At 41.2% G+C, this 15663-nt stretch carries 17 protein-coding genes; 3 read left to right on the top strand and 14 right to left on the bottom strand.

The annotated features are described in order from the left end of the window. Positions 1-13: 13 nt before the first annotated feature. The 4 genes from U5J89_RS13030 to U5J89_RS13015 form a co-directional block, all read right to left on the bottom strand. Positions 14-829 carry a carbon-nitrogen hydrolase family protein gene (locus U5J89_RS13030; protein WP_322576077.1) on the bottom strand — a complete coding sequence of 272 codons (816 nt, stop codon included), beginning with the start codon at positions 827-829 and terminating at the stop codon, positions 14-16. 106 nt (positions 830-935) lie between these two features. Continuing rightward, on the bottom strand, positions 936-2273 hold the full coding sequence (locus U5J89_RS13025) for an amidohydrolase family protein (RefSeq protein WP_322576076.1): 1338 nt from the start codon (positions 2271-2273) through the stop codon (positions 936-938). Between the two features lie 8 nt (positions 2274-2281). Next, a complete protein-coding gene (locus U5J89_RS13020) occupies positions 2282-3682 on the bottom strand; it encodes an amidohydrolase (RefSeq protein WP_322576075.1) in 1401 nt (466 codons plus the stop codon). Positions 3683-3685: 3 nt separating this feature from the next. After that, positions 3686-5014, bottom strand: coding sequence for an amidohydrolase family protein (locus U5J89_RS13015; protein WP_322576074.1), 1329 nt, complete (start codon positions 5012-5014; stop codon positions 3686-3688). A 310-nt stretch (positions 5015-5324) separates the two neighbouring features. Here U5J89_RS13015 and U5J89_RS13010 point away from each other — a divergent pair, with 310 nt between their 5' ends. Next, entirely contained in the window at positions 5325-6743 is a 1419-nt protein-coding gene (locus tag U5J89_RS13010) for an NAD-dependent malic enzyme (RefSeq protein ID WP_322576073.1), read from the top strand. A 70-nt stretch (positions 6744-6813) separates the two neighbouring features. On the opposite strand, the gene U5J89_RS13005 is transcribed toward U5J89_RS13010, so the two are convergent. From U5J89_RS13005 to U5J89_RS12965, 9 genes are all read right to left on the bottom strand, one after another. After that, positions 6814-7536 carry an SDR family oxidoreductase gene (locus U5J89_RS13005; RefSeq protein WP_322576072.1) on the bottom strand — a complete coding sequence of 241 codons (723 nt, stop codon included), beginning with the start codon at positions 7534-7536 and terminating at the stop codon, positions 6814-6816. After that, complete coding sequence (locus U5J89_RS13000; RefSeq protein WP_322576071.1) at positions 7536-8192, bottom strand: 7-carboxy-7-deazaguanine synthase QueE; 657 nt, start codon at positions 8190-8192, stop codon at positions 7536-7538. The genes U5J89_RS13005 and U5J89_RS13000 overlap by 1 nt, the downstream gene beginning before the upstream one ends. Next, positions 8185-8574 (bottom strand): 6-carboxytetrahydropterin synthase, encoded by a 390-nt coding sequence (locus U5J89_RS12995; protein WP_322576070.1) that lies wholly within the window; start codon positions 8572-8574, stop codon positions 8185-8187. Before U5J89_RS12995 ends, U5J89_RS13000 begins: the two co-directional genes overlap by 8 nt. 87 nt (positions 8575-8661) lie before the next feature. Continuing rightward, positions 8662-9264: a redoxin family protein gene (locus tag U5J89_RS12990; RefSeq protein WP_322576069.1), complete on the bottom strand. Its 603-nt coding sequence runs from the start codon at positions 9262-9264 to the stop codon at positions 8662-8664. A gap of 29 nt (positions 9265-9293) precedes the next feature. Then, entirely contained in the window at positions 9294-9812 is a 519-nt protein-coding gene (locus U5J89_RS12985) for a TlpA disulfide reductase family protein (RefSeq protein WP_322576068.1), read from the bottom strand. An 8-nt stretch (positions 9813-9820) separates the two neighbouring features. Next, positions 9821-10138, bottom strand: coding sequence for an MGMT family protein (locus tag U5J89_RS12980; protein ID WP_322576067.1), 318 nt, complete (start codon positions 10136-10138; stop codon positions 9821-9823). Positions 10139-10144: 6 nt separating this feature from the next. Further along, on the bottom strand, positions 10145-11008 hold the full coding sequence (locus U5J89_RS12975; RefSeq protein ID WP_322576066.1) for a Rossmann-like and DUF2520 domain-containing protein: 864 nt from the start codon (positions 11006-11008) through the stop codon (positions 10145-10147). A 7-nt stretch (positions 11009-11015) separates the two neighbouring features. Then, a complete protein-coding gene (amrB, locus tag U5J89_RS12970; RefSeq protein WP_322576065.1) occupies positions 11016-11780 on the bottom strand; it encodes an AmmeMemoRadiSam system protein B in 765 nt (254 codons plus the stop codon). Positions 11781-11803: 23 nt separating this feature from the next. After that, positions 11804-12433: a 4'-phosphopantetheinyl transferase family protein gene (locus U5J89_RS12965; protein ID WP_322576064.1), complete on the bottom strand. Its 630-nt coding sequence runs from the start codon at positions 12431-12433 to the stop codon at positions 11804-11806. A gap of 194 nt (positions 12434-12627) precedes the next feature. Here U5J89_RS12965 and U5J89_RS12960 point away from each other — a divergent pair, with 194 nt between their 5' ends. Beyond that, positions 12628-13032: a hypothetical protein gene (locus U5J89_RS12960; RefSeq protein WP_322576063.1), complete on the top strand. Its 405-nt coding sequence runs from the start codon at positions 12628-12630 to the stop codon at positions 13030-13032. A gap of 117 nt (positions 13033-13149) precedes the next feature. On the opposite strand, the gene U5J89_RS12955 is transcribed toward U5J89_RS12960, so the two are convergent. Further along, positions 13150-13392, bottom strand: coding sequence for a hypothetical protein (locus U5J89_RS12955; RefSeq protein WP_322576062.1), 243 nt, complete (start codon positions 13390-13392; stop codon positions 13150-13152). A 666-nt stretch (positions 13393-14058) separates the two neighbouring features. Here U5J89_RS12955 and lysS point away from each other — a divergent pair. After that, positions 14059-15591, top strand: a complete 1533-nt coding sequence (lysS, locus tag U5J89_RS12950) for a lysine--tRNA ligase (RefSeq protein WP_322576061.1) — start codon at positions 14059-14061, stop codon at positions 15589-15591. The last annotated feature ends 72 nt before the right edge of the window (positions 15592-15663 follow it).

Raw genomic sequence — 15663 nt, 5'->3', positions numbered from 1 at the left:
AAGGTGATTAAGTTTACATTCTGCGATGGTTGAGGGAAGGAATCTGACTACGCACCTGCTTGATGGTATGTGGATCTATCTCTGCAATAGCAATACCGGGTTCTTGTCCGGCATCTGCCATAACGCGGCCCCATGGATCGATAATCATTGCATGGCCCCATGTCTTCCTGTTTTTACCATGCAGGCCGGTTTGTGCCGGAGCAAAAACATAGCTCGTATTCTCGATAGCCCGAGCTCTCAACAACGGACGCCAGTGATCTTGTCCCGTTGTATACGTGAATGCAGAAGGAATGGACAATATCTCGGCACCATTATCAACCAGATTTCGATAGAACTCCGGGAAACGCAAGTCATAACAGACTGAGAGTCCCCAATTCCCTATTTGATCACTCTCATAGATAACCGCCTCTGGATCACCAGCCTGTACATAATCTGACTCTCGGTATGACTCATCGTCATCCAGATCCACATCAAATAGATGGATTTTATTATAACTTTGTTTCTCATTACCCTTAGGTGTATAAAGCGGAGAATGATTGTAGACTTTTCCATTTCCGGCCGGTACGGGATAGCTCCCGCCCATAAGGTATATCTCAAACTCTTTAGCAGTCTCAGCAAGAAACTTAGGCACTTTTTCAGCAATTTTATCTGCTTTTTTCATCCGCATCGACAGTCCACCCAAAAAAGAGAAATTCTCGGGCAGCCCCACGACTTTAGCTCCCTTTTCAGCGGATTCCTCAATGTATAGATAGGCCGAATCTAAATTGGCTTGCAAATCCGTTTGGCTGTTCATCTGTATAACTGCCGCCTTATAGGACTCAGAAATCATAACGTTAGATGTATTTTATTGATATGACTTAATAAATCATTCTTAAAATAAAAAAGGTGCGACACTATTCATGCCGCACCTCAAAAATTAAGCTGGATAAAATATATTAGTTGGTTTTTGCTCCCCTATCTAAATACTGCTGATAGAGCTGTATATGTCGACTCACCATCGGGATTTTATTGCCACGAATAAAAACATCCGTAATATGATTCATCGGCTCAAAAGGATCACCGTCAGCTATAAACAGATTCGCCTGCTTCCCCTCTTCGATACTGCCAAGCTTATCACTTACTCCAAAAATTTCAGCAGCATTGATGGTAATAGCTTTCAACGCTTCTTTCTTCCCAAGTCCGTAACTGGCTGCAAAACCCGCATGGTATGGGGCGTTGCGCACATTTTCGACCTCTCCGGTAGCAATAGCTACTTTAACTCCCGCAGCGTGTAATTTGCCGGGATTCTGATAAGGACGCTGGTAGTTATCATAATCACGTTCCGGAGTGTAGAGCGTAGAAACCAGGCATGGGAGTCCGGCCTCTGCAATTTCATCAGCCACACGCCAGCCATCTCTTACTCCCGCCAATACAAACTGCATATCTGGATAATTCTCGATCCAATCAATAACATCCAGGATATCACTTTTAGCATCAACCGAAACGATAACCGGTATCTCTCCTTTTACAACCTCTCGCATAGCCTGCATCTTTTTGTCCATATCAGGCTGCTGTTTGTTATTTGGATTATTTTCAAAATCGGTCATCATTTTATCATAGAATTGAGCCCGGGAAATAAATTCGTTAAGCTCCTTTAGGTCTTTCTTATATTCCTTTTCAACCTCCTCATCTGTTCGGTCATCCCACCAGCCTCCTTTTTTGGATGTCGGCCAGTTTAAATGAATACCTGCATTGGGTTTAACGGCCATAGAATCTGGAGAGTAACCATATAGATCTATGAGTGTGGCCTTGCCTGCCAATCGTCCTGAAACAGGCATTGAGGTAACATGCGTTACCCCATTGACCCGAGTTACGGGAATATTCACGCTGCTTGGATTAATAGCAGTGAATGCCCGTACATGAGGGTTGAAATCGCCAAGTTCTGCCTGATCATTGGTTACGGCTACAGCACCTATTTCTTGCAGACCGAGCTGCGTGCCCGCATCAAAAAATCCGGGATACACATGCTTGCCGGAAGCGTCTATCTGCTCATACTCTGAAGGTATGTTGACATTAGTCCCGACCTCGATAATATTCTCATTTTTTATTAACACTGTCCCATTTTCGATCACGCCATTAGTGACGGTATAAATGGTGGCATTAGTAATAGCAAACTTCCCGAATTCAGCCTTTTCAGTAATTTGAGCTTCAGCGCTCATGCCAAAAAAGAGAACCAAGAGACAAGCTGATAATGTGCTTTTCAAATACGTCATAATAATTTCTGTGTATTTCATTATTTAAATTAATTCTCTTGAAGTTTGATGCCTTGCTTGCTAAAACGGATTTCTGCTCCTCTCAGGCACGTCTCCGAATGGCGGCCGTTTTCGTTGTACCATCGTCCTGAGGCCTCATCGAAATCCTGTTCAGCATCCACTTTCAAGCGCATATCATCTGCATCTTCAGCGCGGTCAAAATATTTTTTGCCGTCTATATATGTTTTTAATGTTTTACTGTAGATGCTCAATGGATGGCCGTCCCAAATCGCAATATCTCCATGCTTGCCTACCTCAAGGCTGCCCACCTTTTCGTCGATCCCTAATTGGGTGGCCGGATTAATCGTAATCATCTTTAGGGCATCCTGTTTGGATGTATTGCCGTAATGAACAGCTTTGGAGGCTTCGTGATTTAAGTGACGGATCAATTCTCCGCTGTCGGAGTTAATACTATTCTTAATACCGTTGGCATTCAGGATAGAAGCGTTGTAAGCCGTTGAGTAATAGACCTCAAATTTGTATGCCCACCAGTCGGCAAATACAGACGTATAAGCTCCGTTTTTCTTGAGTTCCGGTGCTACCTTGAACGCCTCATTGGCGTGCTGGAACGTATAGTCCTCAATACCGTAATCATTGAAAACACGCATCAGCATAGTAATTTCATCCGCTCTGTAAGAGTGGGTATGGACAAGCACCTCCCCTTCTAAAATATCTGCTAAGACTTCGAGCCGCTCATTTTTGGCAACCGGAACGGGTGGTGTAGAGCGATTCCCATTTTCGTAATCTTGCTTAGCATCTAAATATTTCCGGCGATTCCGCTGGTAGTCAATCGCTGCATCAAAATGATCGCGAATAACCTGTTCTACGCCCATACGGGTTCGCGGCTGTACGTCAAATCCCTGTCCATGTACGCGAGTTGGATTTTCCCCGAGCGCAAATTTAATCGTTCGAGGTGCTCCCTCAAATCGCATCTCATCCATACTTGTGCCATAGCGAAGTTTGAGCGTTTCATTTTGACCGCCTATTACATTGGCAGATCCATGCATTAAATGAATAGATGTAACACCGCCGGCCAGTGCCCAATAGATGTTAATATCATTGGGATTGATTGACTCTTCCATCGAAACCTCGGCCGTTACAGGATTGGTCCATTCATTGATATCCACTCCTGCAATATGTGAGTGGGCATCGATGATACCCGGCATTACGTATTTTCCGGAAGCATCAACAGTTTCTACCCCACGGGGAGCAGAAATATCCTCTCCTATTTCAGTAATAATGCCATCCTCAATTAAAAGATCGGTATTAGACATATTACCGTTGGTGATGGTCACCAATGTAGCATCCTTGATAAGCACCGAGCCCTTCTGCTGTGCAAAACTTGTTAACGTAAAACCAAATGTCAGTATTAATATAAGTAACTTCTTCATAGACTATTCCTCGGAAGATTCTTGTTCAAATTCAGTAAGATTTCCATCCGTAATGGAGTAAAGTGCCTGAGCCTTTTCTTCCATAAATGGTTTGTTAAATACGGTAAAGCTGGCGATACGGCCTTCCTCAATATTTCCAAGCTGGTTACTGTATCCTAGTATATCGGCCGTCGATTGCGTTAACATTCGCAATATATCTTCATCTTTAAGATTCCCTTCCTCTTTTAAAACCGTCAGATTTTTACTGATATCATCAAGTTCCAGTCCGTTCGAAGCAAATCCAACTTTTACTCCGCTATCGATAAGTTTTGCAATATTCTTAATATCTGCTTTGTAGGCGGCTTCCTGTTTATCTCTGAAGATGCGCATTTCCTCGGTAATTTCCGGCTGATCTTCCTCCTCTTCTTCAGATCGCCACTTGGGCTCTTCGGGCAGATCGATACTTGCCAACACGGGGATCTCACGCTGTTTTAGCTCATCGGCTTTCTTATATGCTTCTTTCCCAGATACAATAACTAAGTTAAATCCAAGCTCATCCTGCAGCTCAAATACACGCTCAATATTTTCCTTGGTATCCACCACAAAATAGAACGGCTGCTGTTGATCCATTACCGGGTACAGTGCTTCCAGCACCTTATTCTGCTTAGGAGCAGGATAATTCGACGAAACAGAAGCAAAATAATGCTCTTGTTGCTTTAAGGCTTTAGCATCGTTAAACAGTTGTCGAAACTGACTCATTATGCCCATTGTCGTTGAAGGATATGCTTGCCCCTGTGCTTCCTCAAACTGGGCCGTCATGCCCAAGCCCTGTTTTAAAAGTAAATTCTCAGTCTCTTTTCCATTGATGAAAAATAGTTCAACCTGACCGGGAAGCATTTGTCCCTTTAATCCCAATGCGGCTGTTGTAAACCCTTTTTTAGGAGCATCAGCAAGAGATTTGCTGCCCGATTGTAATAGCTCCGAAGGTTGTCGTTCGGGTTGAATTCCCGCACGACTATAACTGGGATTCCCGGGTTCTTCGGGTGTTTCTACATTCTCCTCCAGATCGGGGCTTCCCCAAAGTGCATGTCCGTCAATAAATCCAGGATATACATGCAGGCTATCTCCGCCATCACGAACGTAGGCATCAAAGGGAATAGTTATATTTTTACCGACGTCGGTAATGATACCATTTCTCCAAACGATGGTCCCACTTTTGATCGTATTTCCATCAGCAGTATGAATGGTTACATTCTTAAATGCCTCAGCCGGTGACGACTGCGACCATCCCTGCGATACTAACATCAGCAAGAAAGCAAAACAAAGAACAGTAATATGAGCTGTTTTCTTCATAAAGGTTTGTTTAAGTGTAAATTAAAACCAATCTGAATATATCATTATGTATGTTATTTGAAAGTTGAGAAAGGAAAAAAGATGTAAAGCAGATAATAACCAAGGATAGTAATTTTTGTTGCGGCAGCTATTGTCCGTTTACTATTGGGAACAATATGTTATCTGCCTGATTTATTAAATATTTCTCAGCATTTTACATGCAGTGTATAAAATCCATAGAATAGAATTTGTTGCACAGTAATAAGGATTGTAACTTTGCTGTTTCAAATTTAGAGTTTAGAACCTATTTAAAACGGAAAAGAAACATCCAATGAGTGAAGTACAACCAAGTGTCAGCTATAGTTTTACCATGCGTTTATATATCAAAAATAAACCAGGTATGCTGGCCAAGATTTTAAGTAAAATTGCAGATCATAAAGCAGATCCCGGGGCGGTTGATGTCGTTGAAGTTGAAGGAGAATATAAAATTCGGGATTTAACCGTAAGTGCCCGCGATGAGGAACACTCCAAGGCTATTGTTAAAGCTGTTAAAGCAATTGATGGCGTGAAAGTCAGAAATGTATCCGACCGTGTATTTCTGCTTCATCTCGGAGGTAAAATCCGAATAGAAAACAAAGTCCCTGTCGATACCCGTGATTCCCTTTCAATGGCCTATACTCCTGGTGTGGGGCGTGTTTGTGAAGCTATCGCAAAAGATAAAGAGAAAGTTTACTCCCTGACGATCAAAGAAAATTCTGTAGCGGTTGTCAGCGATGGATCTGCCGTGTTAGGCTTGGGAGATATTGGTCCTGAGGCAGCCATGCCGGTGATGGAAGGCAAGGCTATGCTGTTTAAAGAATTTGCGGATGTGGACGCCTATCCCATCTGTCTGCAGACTCAAGAGGTTGATGAAATCGTTAATGCTGTTAAATGGATGTCACCCGGATTCGGCGGAATTAACCTTGAAGATATAGGGGCACCGCGCTGCTTTGAAATTGAAGAAAAGCTTAAAGAAGAGCTAGACATACCTGTTTTCCATGATGATCAGCACGGAACGGCCGTTGTTGCGTTGGCTGCTACCATTAACGCCCTAAAAGTTGTTGGTAAAGATCTGTCTGATCTTCGTGTAGTAATTGTTGGTGTCGGTGCAGCCGGTGTAGCTATCACTAAAATACTTTTAGAGGCGGGTGCAAAAGAAATACTTTGCTGCGATAGAAGCGGTATTATCAACCGGGATAAGCTCGATGAGCTCAATTCCAGCAAACAATGGGTAGCTGAAAATACCAACCCGGAAAACCTGTCCGGCTCCCTGTTGGATGCTACCGAAGATGCTGACCTCCTTATTGGAGTTAGCGGACCGGGTACTGTTCCTCTTGAAGCAATCGAACAGATGGCTGACGATCCTATCGTTTTTGCACTTGCGAATCCGGTTCCTGAAATCATGCCCGAAGAAATACAGGGAATTGCCCGAATTATTGCAACGGGACGAAGTGATTATCCAAATCAAATTAACAATGTCTTGGCATTCCCGGGATTATTCCGCGGTGCTTTAGATGCACGTGCTACCGACATCAATGAAGAAATGAAACTGGCGGCTGCCCATGCCATAGCGGAATGTATTGATCATGAAGGGCTTAGCGAAGAATACATTGTGCCCAGTGTCTTTAACAAAGAAGTAGTACGCAAAGTATCAGAAGAGGTTAAAAATGCTGCATATGACAGTGGAGTAGCTCAACGGTCACAGCCTTAAGATGCTTTATAAGCTAATTAAAGCTTATCATTAGTGTATAAACCGGGGGCGCATTAATTGCGTCCCTTTTTTACATAGGCGGTACACGTCCATGTTGTGGCTTAACGAGTATTTCCTCGACAACCGTACGTGATGAGAGCTGCGTTAAGCTTAGAATAATTTTTGCTACGTCATTGGGATCGATTAATAGATCCCGATCAATAAGAGATCCCTCCCAGGATGTAGATTGCGTTTGGCCCAAATTAATAGCCGTTACTCCTACCTCCGTTTCCATCAGTTCTTGACGTAGTGAGCGCGTATATCCCAATAAGGCATGTTTCGAAGCCGAATAAGCTCCACTGTCTTTAAGTCCCTCTACAGCTCCGGCTGAGCAGATATTAACGATTAATGAGTTAGATTTACTTTTTAAGTCATCCAAAAAACGCTGCGTGATATTTACAGCCGAGTATAAGTTTGCTTTTATCTGCTGATCAAATTCTTCGAAACTGGTTTTCTCTAACTTTTTTAACAAGAATGATCCCGCGTTATTCACAATTATTTTAGGTGTGGGAAAATCTTTTGGGAGTTTTAGTTTCTCTACACTCTCTGGCTTAGCGGCATCACATGGAATAATAGCAATCTTGTTATCACCAATATTGCCACAAAGCGTCTTCGTGTCTTTTAGATCGGATTTTGTTCTGGCGATAAGAAGAAGAGCATAATCGGTTTCACGGGCAAAAGCCTGGGCAATGCGTCGGCCAATACCACGACTGGCACCGGTGATGATCACTGAGTGTTCACGTTGGTTATCCACTATCGAACACCCATAAACTTATGCGTCTGCAGGCTGACGCCCCACTGCGGATTTTCCTTTACGTAATCGATAATTAAATTTACGGCTCCCTCCTTTTCCCATTCAGGTTGTAGTAAAAGCTGTGTACTATTTGGACATTTGGTCGCATTTTTCTCCGCCCATTCCAGATCTTTATTGGTTAATACAACAACTTTCAGTTCATCTACGTAAGGAAAGATATCATCAAGCGGCTCTTTGAAACGCTTGGGCGAAAGGGTAATCCAGTCTAGGTATCCTGAAATGGGTGATGAACCGCTTGTTTCGATATGCACTTGAATTCCAGCCTGTTTTAATTGAAAGGTAAGAGGATCAAGATCGTGCAAAAGCGGTTCTCCACCGGTGATAACAGCGAATTCAGCGCCGCTGTCTTTGGCGCCCTGCACAATCTTTTCAACAGTCTTTGGGGGATGCTCCTCCTCATCCCAGCTTTCTTTAACGTCACACCACCAACAATTGACGTCACATCCGGCAGTACGAATAAAATACGCCGGACGTCCGCTGTGGGCTCCTTCGCCCTGGATCGTATAGAAATCTTCCACGATCGGATATTTTACCGACCGCATTTCATCCTGATCGATAAGTCCTTCCAATTTTTCCTGATCAAATTCGTTAAACATTGTCCTCTGTGTATTCCACCCAACTGCTTTCTGTTTCCCAAACAGTAACATTTAATTCAATATCTTCGGGAATACGCTGCTGGGTCTCCTTATAAATAAATTCTGCGATACGTTCTGCTGTGGGATTCACCGGTAACTCCTCGTTAAGGACCGAATGATCCAGCCCGCCCTTTTCAGATCCTTTAGAAGCCCACTTTAATTCCCTAAAATCACAGACCATATCATCGGTATCGAGATACTTCGATGGATTCAGTTTATGCGATTTTGCGGAGATATGTACCTTATAACTGTGCCCATGCATGCGACCGCATTTGCCATCATATCCCTCAATTAAGTGGGCAGCATCAAATTTAAACTCTGTATGTAACGTCCAAGTGGGCATTTGCTGTTTGTTCATTAGTTCCAAAAGAAAAGGCTTGTCGTTTCTGACAAGCCTCCAAAAATAAGGAAATATTGAGACAATTAGGAATTACTTCGGCCACTTTATCGTACATCCCAGTGACTTAATGGTGTTGGGATTAATCTCATTACCTGCCACCAAGTTTTGTATTGCATTTTTTAGGTACGGCTGATCAACTTCCTCCGCTGATTTGGCATTATCATCAATGGCTCCGGAATAAACCAGCTCCATATCGCTGTTAAAGAGAAATATGTCAGGTGTACGGGTTGCACCAAAAGCTTTGGCCAGCTTCGCCTGCTCATCAAGAGCATAATAGAAATCGTAATTACTTGATTTTGCCCGAGCTTGTATATCTTCCATTGATTCCCCGTCATCACGAATAGAAGCGTTTGGATTCAACATAATAACACCAATCTCATTCTCTTTGGCCATCTTGGAAATAGGATTATATCGGTCTTCCCAGGCCTCTACCCACGGACAGGTATTACACGAAAAATTAACAAGCAAACCATTTTCACCGGCAACTTTTTCAAGCGTCAATACTTCTCCCGATACGTCCGTTACTTTAACATCTGTAAACGAGGCTTTGTCACCAATCTCCAATCGGTCGGCAAGCTTATCTTCTACTGGCAAAAATGCCAGTAATCCAACAGCAAAAAGTATAATAAACACATAAATTTATTTAAGTAAATTCATGTTATTCAATCATTTATTGCTTTTTTAATGTAACGTTCAAATTTATCGTATTCGGCACCTTGTTCCCACCTAGCAACAACTTCCCCTTCCTTATTCAAAACTTTCGTAAAAGGCAGTGCTCCACTCCAGTCGTCCGATAATGCCTCGATAAAGGGCTGATCTTTACCGGTTTTAAAATAGGTAGTCCAATCTACATTATGCTCTTGCAGAAACTCCAGGGCTTTATCACGTTGACCCGGAAAATCAGCCGAAACAAAAACAACCTGTAGCTCATCCTCATATTTCTGCTGTAGTTCTACTATATAAGGAAATTCTTCGATACAAGGAGCACACCAAGTCGCCCAAACATTTACCAATACTGCCTTATCCCCTTTATAAGAATTTATAACCTTTTGTATTTCATCACCTGATGCATTCTTCAGTAATGACTTATCTGATGGATTCTGTGCCACCGATTCATTTACAAAAGAAGCTGCACCCAATATTAAGCAGAGAAAAAGTATTATGTATCTGGATTTCATCATATTATTAGTTATTCCATTTCTTCATTAGGATCCCATAAATGCCGCTCAAGATCCACTTGGTATTCGTCAATAAATGTAACTTCTTCCTGTTTTAAGCGCTCTCGCATAGTGTCATCGGGGAAATATGCGCGTCCCGTTAGCTCCCCATTTCTGTTAACAACACGGTGAGCAGGAATGTTCGTTTCTGCCGCTTTATTCAATGCATAACCCACCATCCGCGCACCGGAAGTAATACCCAAGAAGCGAGCAATAGCGCCATAGGTAGTCACCCTGCCGGCGGGAATTTGCTCTACAACCCTGTAAACGCGCTGGTAATAATCATCCATAGCATATTATTTCAAAATCTTATACAATTCTTTAGCAGTATCTTGGTCAATCCGCTGTGATTCACTTGCAATCTTAACAGTCCTCTGTCCTAATATTTGGTATAATGCTAACAGCTCCGGACGATCTTTCAGTAAATCCAGATGCTGTTTTACTGTTGATATATCTCCACGTTTAATTGGGCCGCTCAGAGCCTCTTCAAAAGATTGACTCTCAATATTTTGAAGCGTCGTCTTTATCAGCGGCATTAACGCTTTTTTTGCTTCTTTCGGAGTAAGTTTACTTACAGAAGTAGATTCTACTGCAGCATCCAACAGCGTATTCAAATAATTAGATGCCATAACGGCTGCGAGGTGTAAATGAGATTTTTGTTCTTCAGTAACTTCTAACGTATTGGCCCCAAGTTTTTTGGCAATCTGTTGAAGATGAGAAAAGGCAGATTTATCACCCTGAAGACTAAAATAAATATCCTCAAAATCCGAAGGTCCCGATTGTTGCGTAAAGGTCTGTAACGGATGGAAAGAAGCAATGATCCCTCCTTTCGACTTTAAACCGTTAAGAAGACTTGCCGGTTCGTTTCCCGAACAGTGTACAATTATTTTATTCTTGTAATCTTCTGAAATAGCAGCCAGCCGTTGAGCAATATCTTTAATGACCGAATCTGAAACCGTAATAAATATAAGATTGCCTAACTCAGACTCGTCTGATGGAAAAGCCCCTGATATGCTTATATCAAGTTCATCTGCAACATTCCGGGCTTTATAACTAGATCGGTTAAAGATACTCTTGATGGGGATTTCTGCTGCCAATGCCCTCGCCAAAGAATTGCCCAATCTGCCTACACCAATTATTGTAATCTCAGGCGTTGGCATAATAAATTTATGAGAAGATTACCTTTTGATGATCGGCATATCCGGTTAACAGGCTGCCACTGTAATCTTCGTACTTGCCTCTCAGAAAATGAAGGTCTAGTTTCCATTTATTGGCAACAATTATTCCAGCGATAAATGATGTAGTACCCTCAATATGCGAATCTCCGCTATTTAAATAATTCATAAGTCCTGACTCATTTTGGGATTCCACCATCTTGACGATCTTTTCGAATTCACTTTTACGATCATTGTTGAGGTCACAACAAAATATCAGCAGTGCACTTCGCGATACTAGCACCTCTTCAAGCACGTATCCTATTTCTTTTACAATAGCGGGATCGGGATCAGCAATTTGTACGCTAAGGGCTTTAAAATCATCTGAAAGCGTCTGTAAAAACATCAGCTGCTGGAAGAGACTGATATTTTTTGTAAAAGCCTCATCGTGTATAAAGAAGTCGTCATCCTCATCACAAAACTCATTGCGCATATAGTCATTGACCGGCACTTTGCCCAGCGGTGTTTCAAAGAAAGAATTGGATGCCATTGGGAGCTTTTTATCCAACTTCTCGTCGTATGACTCTACGATAACTACTGTATCATAATTCGACATATCTAACCGACTGTAAATGTCGCATGCCCGCTCAAAATTATCTTCGTTAATCTCCTCAGGTGTAAAAAGTAAACGAATATGATCATTGACTCCTTCATGGCGCTCCCGTGCTTTATCAAGTCCTTCCTGAATCTGTTGGCGGGAATACGAAGTAATATTCATAAATCGGTTCTGCTAAATTTTAGTTAATGATAATATGCGATAGCTAACCAGTTATTTTTCAATCGAAAACTACAAATTTTAGCTCTTTTGTCATTATTTATTTTGACAAATATCCAGTCGGATTCTCGCTTTATCTGCACCTCATTCATATTCATGCGCAATCCCTGTCCCCGAAGTTTTATATAGGCTTCTTTGATGGTCCACAAACGAATAAGCGAAATTTCATTGAGAATCTCGGTTTCTTTGGGATGAGTAATCCGCTGCTCAAGTTTATCGGAAACCGTTCGGTCAACCGGTTCTAAATCAACACCGAAAGGATGCTTAGAGGCTAATCCACAAAACACAAAATTATTCGTATGGGCAATGCTGACAAAGAATTTGTGAGAGTTGTTTTTTCCGTAAGGTTGTCCGAGTTCATCCTTCAGAATTTCCAAATCCTGTCCAGCTCCTATTCGCCCTGCTATTTCTTTTAAGGTAATCCGGGAGGTTACAAACTCGCTCTGACGCCTAAGGCTTTTACATTGCTCAAGTTCGCTTTTTTCCTTATCGCTGAGCTGTTCGATAGCTTCAGAAGAAACTGAAACTATCTCTGATAGAGATAGTGCTATCTCAAACGGCAACAGCTTTTTGATTTCTAAGAACGGATTATTCATCGGACTCTGTTATTCATTTAAAACAACAGAAAATCTTTAATTTTCTGCTCATCTGAAACTGTAAATTGTACTAAAGTAAATACCTATTACCACTTTTTACCACTTAAATAGTTTTGAAATTGTATTTATGCATAGTTGCTATTGTTATAAAGTTATTCGATATATTAGTTCATTAATAATAAAGTTGAAGTATTATGAAATTAAACATCATCATGCTCCTTGCCTTTCTATTGACTGTTACCTCCTGTTCAATAGTAGGCAGTGATTCAAACAAGTCAACAATCGTTGGAGAATGGGAATGGATTAAGTCAACGGGCGGTTTTGCAGGCCATACAATAACACCGGATTCCCCCGGGTATTCGAAACAACAACTTCATTTTGGCAGGGATGATGAATTTTCATTTTTCCGAGCAGATACTCTGGTAACATCCGGACAATATTCCCTTTCCAAGGAAAGCGACAAAATAATGATAGAATACAATACAGGAAATAGCCCACATATTCCTGATCAATGGGTGGAACTGAATAAAAATGATATATTAGTGCTTAATGATAGATGTGCAGATTGTTATACAAGTACCTATAAAAGGGGAAATTAACTAAAGGGATAGTATTCTGATATATGACTTCTCTCTTCGTAGCTTACCGGGACGTGATCGAAAACTGAAAAACGTATATAAATCTTTATAACCGTAGCTGGTTATATAAGTAAGTCCTTATCGTGAGGATCGCATAAGCCCTTGCAACAATTCTTGGTACGATTCAATATCTTGATCGTTTTGCTGTGTTTTAAGCTTAATCGAGCCATTAAGAATCAACTCGCATTGTTGCCCCTTATAGCTAAATTCAACGATTTCTAATTCATTAGGGGCATCATAATACGGCTCACCAACATCGGTTACGAAAAAAACCTCGTATTTGAGTTGTTGAGTCAGCGAATGAAACAAACGCTTATTCATAACTTCTCCCATATTTAAAATTTTTACTCTCCAATTCGATCTCTTTGTGATCGATTACTTCTATCAGATTGAGATGTGACAAAATTATTATTTAATGAACAAAATGCTACTATTTAAAGGTATTTTAATGCAGATTATTGAATTGTAATCTACGTCTGTCTATTCAAAGGATCGAATAATAAATAACCCCTACTATTACCCTATTTTCGAATAACACTTTGCTCACTATGATTTAGATAACTATAAAATGATTTTAATAATATTAAAGGGCTCTTGTAAAAAATGCAAATCAAGAAGATAACATTCTTAACACGACTTTTATATGCATCTAAACATTCAATAGCCTGTTATCTATTGCACAAAATTTCTGTGTATTCATAGAAAAAACGCCTTCCTCTAATAGCAATAAAAAAGTTTCACAATCAAAAGCATATCCATGAGAAGAAAATAGTTGAGAAACAATAATCCAACTTTTAAGAAGTATAGATAGTATTTAAAATTTCTATATATAATAAAATTGACTTAAAAGAATGTTGTAACAGTACAATTATGCGCTTGTAAAACGATAAATTGTGGCTGAGAAAAAAATCACACTTTTGCCATGAATTCTTTATTTTTAGCGACTTAATAAACCATAGTAAAAACGAAACAAAACACGACTTTCTCATGAGCAATACTGAGTCCTCAGTAAGCGAACAACACAAAATACGTCTGGAAAAATTACAGGAACTCCGAGAGATGGGTTACGATCCTTATCCTTATGATTTTGAGGTGACCCATAAGAGTAAACAGATTTTAGATCATCCAGAGCTCATTAAACAGGACGACGAAGATGAAGAAGACGTTGAGAAAGTTGCTGTTGCCGGACGTGTGATGACGCGACGTATTATGGGCGGATCTACGTTCTTTAATCTGCAGGACTCTGAAGGGCAAATACAGGTATATATCCGCAAGAATGATGTTGGCAAGGAAAAGTACAATGAAGTATTTAAACGACTGACTGACATTGGAGATATCGTAGGTATAAAGGGACATGTATTTAAAACCGGTACCGGCGAAACAACGGTCTATGCTAAAGAGTTTACGTTGCTCAGCAAAACCCTCCGCCCTATTCCACTCCCCAAAGAAGTTGAAGAAGACGGCGAAACGAAGGTCTACGACGCATTTACGGATAAAGAACAGCGCTACCGCCAACGTTATCTCGATCTGATTGTAAATCCTGAAGTACGCGAGGTATTTCAACAGCGAACCGATATGGTCCAGGCAATGCGTGACTATATGAACGGCAAGGGATATATGGAGGTTGAAACGCCTATTCTGCAGCCTATTTACGGCGGTGCTTCGGCAGAGCCTTTTGTAACGCATCACAATGCATTGGATATGAAACTGTACTTGCGAATTGCCAACGAGTTGTATCTAAAGCGACTTATTGTGGGCGGATACGATGGCGTCTACGAATTTTCAAAAGACTTCCGTAACGAGGGACTTTCCCGTTTTCACAATCCGGAATTCACCCAGGTCGAGCTGTATGTAGCCTACAAAGACTACAACTGGATGATGGAGTTTGTGGAGAATATGATAGAATCAGTAGCAAAAGCACTTCATGGATCAACTACCGTTACAGTTGGCGATAACGAGATCGACTTTTCTGCTCCCTGGCCACGCATTCCAATGTTTGAAGCTATTGAAAATGAAACAGGTAAAAATTTGTACCGCAGTGACTTAGGTGATTTAAAAAGAATCGCCAAAGAGTTAGATGTGGAATTGGAAGAGAGTTTTGGAAAAGGTAAAATTATTGATGAAATCTTTGGAGAGTATGTCGAGCCGAAGCTTATTCAGCCTACATTTATTACAGATTATCCCATTGAAATGAGTCCACTTGCCAAGAAGCACCGCGAAAAAGAAGGACTTGTTGAACGATTCGAATGCATCTGTAATGGCAAAGAAATTGCTAATGCATTCTCTGAGCTTAATGATCCGGTAGATCAGCGTGAACGCTTCGAAGAGCAGGCACGGCTACGTGCTGAAGGTGATGAAGAAGCAATGACTATCGATGAGGACTTCTTGCAGGCACTTGAATACGGCATGCCTCCTACTGCAGGGCTTGGTATCGGTATCGACCGCTTGTCAATGATTATGACGGATTCGGATTCCATCCGTGACGTGTTGTTCTTCCCACAGATGAAACCCGAGAAGTAAACACATTCTCTAAAGTCATTTCGAACGCAGTGAGAAATCTTTGTCTTCTTTTATATCATTTAGAGATCTATC

The sequence above is a fragment of the Fodinibius sp. genome, from assembly GCF_034521915.1.
GTDB lineage: Bacteria > Bacteroidota > Rhodothermia > Balneolales > Balneolaceae > Fodinibius.
The sequence above is the reverse complement of the archived record's forward strand: the minus strand, read 5'-3'. Positions and strand labels throughout refer to the sequence as shown.

Excerpts from the sequence above, each read along its gene's own strand:
- U5J89_RS12980 (WP_322576067.1), bottom strand. The coding sequence starts at position 10,138 with ATGGATGATTATTACCAGCGCGTTTACAGGGTTGTAGAGCAAATTCCC.
- U5J89_RS12985 (WP_322576068.1), bottom strand. The coding sequence starts at position 9,812 with ATGATGAAATCCAGATACATAATACTTTTTCTCTGCTTAATATTGGGT.
- U5J89_RS12975 (WP_322576066.1), bottom strand. The coding sequence starts at position 11,008 with ATGCCAACGCCTGAGATTACAATAATTGGTGTAGGCAGATTGGGCAAT.
- U5J89_RS12955 (WP_322576062.1), bottom strand. The coding sequence starts at position 13,392 with ATGAATAAGCGTTTGTTTCATTCGCTGACTCAACAACTCAAATACGAG.
- U5J89_RS13015 (WP_322576074.1), bottom strand. The coding sequence starts at position 5,014 with ATGAAGAAAACAGCTCATATTACTGTTCTTTGTTTTGCTTTCTTGCTG.
- U5J89_RS13020 (WP_322576075.1), bottom strand. The coding sequence starts at position 3,682 with ATGAAGAAGTTACTTATATTAATACTGACATTTGGTTTTACGTTAACA.
- U5J89_RS12960 (WP_322576063.1), top strand. The coding sequence starts at position 12,628 with ATGAAATTAAACATCATCATGCTCCTTGCCTTTCTATTGACTGTTACC.
- U5J89_RS12995 (WP_322576070.1), bottom strand. The coding sequence starts at position 8,574 with ATGCCCACTTGGACGTTACATACAGAGTTTAAATTTGATGCTGCCCAC.
- lysS (WP_322576061.1), top strand. The coding sequence starts at position 14,059 with ATGAGCAATACTGAGTCCTCAGTAAGCGAACAACACAAAATACGTCTG.
- U5J89_RS13000 (WP_322576071.1), bottom strand. The coding sequence starts at position 8,192 with ATGTTTAACGAATTTGATCAGGAAAAATTGGAAGGACTTATCGATCAG.
- amrB (WP_322576065.1), bottom strand. The coding sequence starts at position 11,780 with ATGAATATTACTTCGTATTCCCGCCAACAGATTCAGGAAGGACTTGAT.
- U5J89_RS12965 (WP_322576064.1), bottom strand. The coding sequence starts at position 12,433 with ATGAATAATCCGTTCTTAGAAATCAAAAAGCTGTTGCCGTTTGAGATA.
- U5J89_RS13010 (WP_322576073.1), top strand. The coding sequence starts at position 5,325 with ATGAGTGAAGTACAACCAAGTGTCAGCTATAGTTTTACCATGCGTTTA.
- U5J89_RS13025 (WP_322576076.1), bottom strand. The coding sequence starts at position 2,273 with ATGAAATACACAGAAATTATTATGACGTATTTGAAAAGCACATTATCA.
- U5J89_RS13030 (WP_322576077.1), bottom strand. The coding sequence starts at position 829 with ATGATTTCTGAGTCCTATAAGGCGGCAGTTATACAGATGAACAGCCAA.